This window comes from Xanthovirga aplysinae, assembly GCF_009711365.1.
Lineage (GTDB): Bacteria > Bacteroidota > Bacteroidia > Cytophagales > Cyclobacteriaceae > Xanthovirga > Xanthovirga aplysinae.
Genome location: NZ_SMMB01000902.1, coordinates 1 through 5,196 on the forward strand (window position 1 = coordinate 1; position 5,196 = coordinate 5,196).

The window sequence follows — 5,196 nt, forward strand, 5'->3', positions numbered from 1 at the left end:
GGATTTTGGTATTATCGTAGTTGGGCTTTTTCCCCGAAAATTGTTTGCTTTCTTCAGGAATTAGGGGTTTACTTCTGGTCAAAAAAGAACGTAATCGTTCAAAACTTATTGCCATGCGAATAAGACTTTTCCCTACCTTAATTTTAGGTGTTCGCTTTTCAAAATTTTGGCTAATTCTGTTGAATAAATCACTAAAAGAAACCCGGCCAGCATTAAGGATATACCTTTCCCCATGCGTACCAGAAAGATATAATTGATATAACATGTCCGCAACATCCCTTACATCAACATAATTTAAATCACCATCGGTATAATAAGGTTTTTCTTCCCAGAGGTATTTAAAAATCCTGCAACTACTTTTATTCCAATCACCTGGTCCAAGGATTACTGAAGGATTAACAATAATCGTCTTTAACCCCTCCATTTCTCCCCTCCAAACTTCAAGTTCGGCTAAATGTTTGGTTTTCGCATATGAAGTTGAAGCCTCGGAGTTGACCCATTGTGTTCCTTCATTGACAATACTATCTTCTTTTTCTCCCTTCCCAATTGCTGCAATAGAGCTAATATGAACAAACTTTTGAACTCCTCTTTCCAAGCAAGTGTCTACCAAGGTTTTGGTACCTTCCACATTGATATGATACATAGCTTTGCTATCCCGTCGGTCAAAAGATACCATAGCTGCACAATGAAAAACGACATCTACACCTTCCAATACTTGATATAAAGCTGTAGAATCTGCCAGATCAGCAGTTTCCCAATGTATAAGATGTTTGATTTCCTGTAGGAGTTTTAGATCACTCGAAGCTCTTTTCAGGGCCTTGAACTCTTGCCCCTCATTTAACAGCTTTCTACAAATAAAGCTTCCTAAAAGTCCATTGGCACCGGTGACCAGTATCATATTTCAAGGTTTAATTAATCCAAGGCCAAATATAAGGAATAGTTAATAATGAATTATAAAGAGTAAGAGGTGATCTTTAAAAACTCAGGAATTTGCTTCCCTACTCAAAGAACTCAATACTTTACTTTTATAGAACAAAGGTCCTGAACTGCATAAAACCCCTGCTTTTATACTGCTGATTTAATTTAAAGTAGAGAGTTATTAAGTAAATTCAATTCCATTGCCTTTTTGAAATAAGGAGTCTTCAAAGCTTTTTCAACCGCTTTAATGTGATTGGTATGATGGCAATCGCTTCCCAAAAAATTCACTTTTTTCTGATCAATTAAGAACTCAGCCATGTTTTTGGTTTGTCTGGAATAAAAACCAGAGAGAGAACCAAGATTTATTTGGAATAAAGTGCCCATTTCTTCCAATTCATTGATGAGCTCAAGAGAGTCATAAAGGTAAAAATACCTTTCAGGGTGAGCCATTACCGGTTTAATTCCCATTGCTCTTAATTGAAAAATAACATTTTTTAAAAAAACGGGCTTATTCATTACGGGTGTCTCAAACAATAAATATCGATCATGAAAAGTCAGCAGTTCTCTTCCCTTTTCCAGTAATTGCATAAAACTTTCATCCAAATAATATTCAGCTGCAGCCTCTAACTGAATAGTGAGCCCATTTCTCCTCATTTCATCTTGGGTTTTTTTTAAAATTTCTTGGATCACTTCGGGAGTATTTGGATAATAATCCTTCATGATATGGGGAGTGGTAATCACCTTATGGAAACCTATCTCTTGCAATTTTTCTAGTAGCTGGAGGGAATCTTCCAGAGTTGCTACACCATCATCGATTCCAGGCAAGAGATGGGAATGAATATCAACTTTTAGGGGAGAAACTAAACCTGTTGAGTTACGCCTTCTGAATAGCTTTGCAAGCACAGATTGTTACTTTTTTAGAAGATTGAATTTCTTGAGGATTTTCTTGCCGGGGCCCCCAACACCAGGATACCCTTCAATATGGCTATTGTCATAACCATAATAACCATAATAATTTGCCTTACCAGTTTTAACAGAATTAAAAATAATAGAAATGTTTTTAAATCCATTTACCTCAATCAGACGATTCAGGGTTTTAACAAAAGACTTTTTACTGTAATTAGCCCTTACAATATAAATAGGGAGGTCTGCCTTCTGCATTACTAAGATTCCATCAGCTACAAGGCCAATAGGGGGAGTATCTAAAATGATAATATCATAGGTTTCCTTTAGTTTATTCAGCAGATGATCAAATTCCTCGTTCAGTAATAATTCTGAAGGATTTGGGGGAGTAGGTCCTGCAGGAATATAATCTAAATTTTTAACAGAGGTTGAGCGGATACAATCCTTAATGGTACTTTTTCCAATCAGCAAAGTACTCATTCCTTCCTGACTTATTGGATCATTAAAGGCCAGATGAACCTTAGGCTGTCTCATATCCAGGTCCAATATAATTATCTTTTGGTTAGCAAGACCCAAAATACCTCCAAGGTTAACCGCAACAAAAGTCTTTCCTTCCCCCCCAACTGTGGAAGTTATGGAAATTATCTTTTTATGAGATTTAGTGCGTAAAAACTCCATATTAGTTCTTATTGACCGCAAGGATTCACTAACTATTGATTTAGGGTTTCTTGCAATGATCAATTCGGAATGTTCCTTTTTACTTCCTCTATAAAAAGGTATAACCCCCAATAATGGAGACATTACAAGACGCTCCAATTCATTGACCGTGCTTATTGAATGATGCAATAAATATCGTACCGCGATAAATAAAAAGCTAAAGAGAATACCCGCCAAGCCTCCAATTCCATGGATAAGCAATTTGTTGGGCGATACGGGAGCTCCAGCTAAATTGGCTGGTGACAAAATCACAAAATCGGTTAATGTTCCCGCCTGAGCAATTTCAAACTCTGCCTTTTTTTGCATCATGGAAAGAAAAAAACTTTCATATAATCCATATCGCCTCTGCGCCTTGTTATATGCTGTCCCCTTGGCAGGTAATTGAAATAAATTTTCCTGAAAATATTCCTTTTGATTTTTTAGCTCCTCAAGCTGTTTTACTACTCCATTTTCGTACTCTTGTAGGTAGGTTAACAATTCTTTTTTATAAAGCTCGGCTTCAAGTTCTTTCTTTTGGACAGCATAGGTGTTTTCATTATAAGCCCCTAATAAAATCTTTTTAGATTCTAGGACCTCATTTAGATCCTGAAGTTTTTGCCGGATATCAGGTTGTAAATCATCATAAAAAGAAAGTGTTTTACTACCACTACTGTCTTTCTCAATGAGATTTTTCAATTTACGGTACTGCCCAATATTGTGATTGATCTGAAACCTCTGAGAATCTAGTTTTTCTAATTGGGTTATAGCCTTATTGATGTTTTGGTTAAGGTCCAGGGTTTTGTTTTCAATAGTAAAGTTTTCAAAATATTTCTCATAGTACTCTAATTTTTGGGCGGTTTGATCCAGCTGTTCATCCAAAAATTTGATCTTACTCTTATTTGCCTTGTTTTTCTCTTCAGAGGTGTAATCGAGATAAATATGAGCAATAGCACTTACAATTTCTTTGGCTTTGTATTTATTTCGATCAGAAAAAGTAATCCTTATGGTTTTAGCATTCAGGTTTAAGGGCACTACCTTGATACTGGAGGCAATGTATTTGATCAGGGCATCTCTACTGTTTATTATGAAAACAAAGCTGTTATTCCCCGTCAACTCTTTGGAAAAATTTGAGGTTAAGTGAATGTTTAATTTGAAATGTTTATTGGAGAAAGCTTTTCCGAAGGTATGTTCTTCCGAAAAAAGCTGTTCACCAAACAGGTAATTCAATTTATATTCTCTCTCATTCAATATTTTGATAGAAAACTCCTTATCATAAAAAGCGGGGTTTTTGAGCCCAAAATCAACCCTAAATGGAGAGTTTCCATACCTTTCTTCATTTAGAATATTCCCATAATCCGTTCTATAAGTAACATCAAGTCCCAGGGAATCAATTACTTTATTAAATAGCAGTTTTGAATTGATTAATTCTATTTCTCCAGAAAGGTTATCATATGTTGGGCTTTCGGTCAAGGCATTAAATCCTAACATACTCACCCCTTCATCCTTAACAGCCAATTTTAGTTCTGTGGAAGATTCGTACAGGGGTGGAGTATACCTAATGATTAGATAGGCGGACAGATTGGTAAACAAAATAATGAGCAAAATCCAGGGAAGGCTTGAACGTACCACACTGAATGCCTTATCAATATCCAGAACTGATAAAGGGTCAGAAGCCAAGCTTTGGTGCTGTTTGTCGCGGTCAGCCGCTATATCATATTTTTGCTTTTCCAAGTTTTATTAATTACTGTTGCTTTCGTTTTTAGGAAAGATATTAGGAATTACTAAAATGAGGGTAGTAATGCTTGATAAAATTCCTAAGATGGGTGTCACATCTCTAATGGATTCTGAAAATACCCTTCGAACTGGTTCCACATAAATGATATCTCCCGGATAAATTTTCAAGTCTGCCTTTTTCATTCCCTCAATGGTGGTAAGGTCAATAATCCTCATTCAGGATCTTTCAGATCTCCTCGGATCAGACGTATATTGTTGCCTTTAGAGGTATTGTCCAGCCCCCCATAAAGGGCTAAAATTTCAATAAGCGTAGTATTTTCATTCTCCAAAGGAATTACTTTTCCACCTCCGGCACCTAAAACCGTGACTCTTTTATTGACATATTTGGTCTGGACAAAAGAGTCTTTATAATAATTGTCATACTTATCCTGAAGTAGTGTATTGGCCTGTTCAAGTGTAAGCCCGGCAAGTTTTATTTCTCCGATGAGTGGCAAATTAGCAAAACCATCAGTTCTCACCATATACTTTTCCTTGCCCCTATTAAGCATATTATTGTTAGCCACACTAGCAGTTAATTCGAAATCGGGATCTATAATGCGTTCCCCATTCCTCGTATACACCTCTATTTCAAGATAATCGTTTGATTGAATAAGATAATTTTGATTGGCAAAATGAGAAGCACTCAAAAGCTTTTCTGGAATTACTTCCTTTTCAGTTCGAAAAAGAATATTCTGTCGATAGGAAGTACATGAAGAGGTTAGAAACACCAGAGATAATGCTAAAGACTTAAATTTGAGCAGATTGTGTTTAAAAAGATTCATGTAAGTCTTTGTGTGATTTATTTAACTCAATGTTTTTTTAAAAATATGGACAAATATACTTACTTATACTAAAAATAATACCTGTCTTTTTAAGAATAATTTTTTCCTTAAGGGAATATAATTC

5 protein-coding genes are annotated in these 5,196 nt (G+C 35.7%); all 5 read right to left on the reverse strand.

The window, feature by feature from the left end; translation table 11 throughout:
• Positions 1–898, reverse strand: an 898-nt coding sequence (locus E1171_RS07735) for an SDR family NAD(P)-dependent oxidoreductase (RefSeq protein ID WP_155205440.1), incomplete at its 3' end; no start/stop codon positions are given.
• 185 nt (positions 899–1,083) lie between these two features.
• Positions 1,084–1,821, reverse strand: coding sequence for a CpsB/CapC family capsule biosynthesis tyrosine phosphatase (locus E1171_RS07740; protein WP_187696331.1), 738 nt, complete (start codon positions 1,819–1,821; stop codon positions 1,084–1,086).
• Between the two features lie 6 nt (positions 1,822–1,827).
• Positions 1,828–4,248 (reverse strand): GumC family protein, encoded by a 2,421-nt coding sequence (locus tag E1171_RS07745; RefSeq protein WP_155205441.1) that lies wholly within the window; start codon positions 4,246–4,248, stop codon positions 1,828–1,830.
• A 6-nt stretch (positions 4,249–4,254) separates the two neighbouring features.
• Complete coding sequence (locus tag E1171_RS24440; protein ID WP_246164230.1) at positions 4,255–4,467, reverse strand: hypothetical protein; 213 nt, start codon at positions 4,465–4,467, stop codon at positions 4,255–4,257.
• Positions 4,464–5,072 carry a polysaccharide biosynthesis/export family protein gene (locus E1171_RS07750; RefSeq protein WP_246164232.1) on the reverse strand — a complete coding sequence of 203 codons (609 nt, stop codon included), beginning with the start codon at positions 5,070–5,072 and terminating at the stop codon, positions 4,464–4,466. The genes E1171_RS24440 and E1171_RS07750 overlap by 4 nt, the downstream gene beginning before the upstream one ends.
• Between the last annotated feature and the right edge of the window lie 124 nt (positions 5,073–5,196).